This window comes from Streptomyces malaysiense, assembly GCF_000980885.2.
Taxonomy (GTDB): Bacteria; Actinomycetota; Actinomycetes; order Streptomycetales; family Streptomycetaceae; genus Streptomyces; species Streptomyces malaysiense.
Window position 1 is genome coordinate 1 of the sequence record NZ_LBDA02000167.1, and the last position, 1490, is coordinate 1490.

General features: G+C 68.1%; 1 protein-coding gene. It reads left to right on the forward strand.

The window, feature by feature from the left end; translation table 11 throughout:
* Positions 1-45 precede the first annotated feature (45 nt).
* On the forward strand, positions 46-1490 hold a 1445-nt coding region (locus VT52_RS34655), incomplete at its 3' end, for an IS1182 family transposase (RefSeq protein WP_240510029.1).

Consider the following 1490-nt stretch of genomic DNA (forward strand, 5'->3'; position numbering starts at 1 on the left):
ACACGGGCGGTGGCCCGGGCTGCGTTTCCCAAGGGGTGTCTGGCGATGCGGGTGCGGGACGCGCTTGGCCCGCTGTTCGACGACGAGATCTTCCGGTCCGCGTTTGGCGTGCGTGGTCGCCCCGGAGTCGCTCCAGGTCAGCTTGCGCTGGTCAGCGTGCTGCAGTTCGCGGAGAATCTGACCGACCGCCAAGCCGCCCACGCGGTGCGCGCGAGAATCGACTGGAAGTACCTGCTCGGCCTCCAACTGACCGACTCTGGTTTTGACTTCACCGTGCTGACGGGCTTCCGTGACCGTCTCCTGGACCACGGTCTGGAGGAGAAGGTCCTGGATCTGATGCTGGAACGACTCATCGAGCTGAGGCTTGTGTCTGGCCGGGGTCGCCAGCGCACGGACTCCACCCACGTGCTCGCCGCAGTGAGGGACCTCAATCGCCTGGAGTTCGTCGGCGAGACACTGCGGGCCGCGCTGGAGGCGGTCGCCGTTGCCGCACCCGGGTGGCTCGCCTCCTGGATGCCCCCGGTCTGGCAGGAACAGTACGGGGCCCGGGTGGACTCCTACCGGCTACCAAGTGATGAGAACGAGCGGACCGAGCTGACCTGGCGCATTGCGGCAGACGGCTACTCGTTCCTCGAGGCGGCCTTCGCATCGGACGCCCCTCACTGGCTGAGACAGGTGCCGGCTATCGGCACCCTGCGGGCGGTGTGGCTGCAGCAGTTTCAGCGGACGATCGCGGACGGGATGCAGGAGGTAGCCTGGCGGGGCAAGAACGAACTCCCGCCCAGCAGAGCGAGGATCACCTCGCCTTACGACCCGGATGCCCGCAACGCCGTCAAGCGCGGCTCGGCGTGGGACGGCTACAAGGTCCACTTCACTGAGACCTGCGACGCCCGGGACAGCGGCCGACCCCACCTGATCACCCACGTGGTCACCACAGACGCCACGGTCGGCGACCCGGTCGTCGTCGACGAGATCCACGACCGGCTCCACGCCAAGCACCTGCTGCCGGGCGAACACCTGATGGACGCTGGCTACATCTCTGCGGAACTCCTGCTCACCGCGCCAAGCCAACACGGTGTCCGCGTCATCGGCCCGGTCCGGCCGCACACCCGCCGCACCGTCCAGACCGCCGGCTACGGCAAGGCGTCCTTCACCATCGACCGGGACGCCCGTCGGGCAACCTGCCCAGACGGCGCCCACAGCCGCTACTGGACCGAGGGACTCGACAACAACCAGCGGCCCGCGATCCGGATCCGCTTCGCCACCGAGACCTGCGCGCTCTGCCCCTCCCGCGGGCAATGCACCAACCCGACACGTTACGGCCGACAGCTCACCGTCCGCCCGCAAGATCAAGACGCCGTCCTCGAACGCGTCCGCGCCGAGCAGTCAACCGAGGAATGGAAGGCCGTCTATGCCATCCGATCCGGCGTGGAAGGCACGATTCACCAGGCCGTCACGGCCGCCGGGAGCCGCAGAACCCGTTACATAGG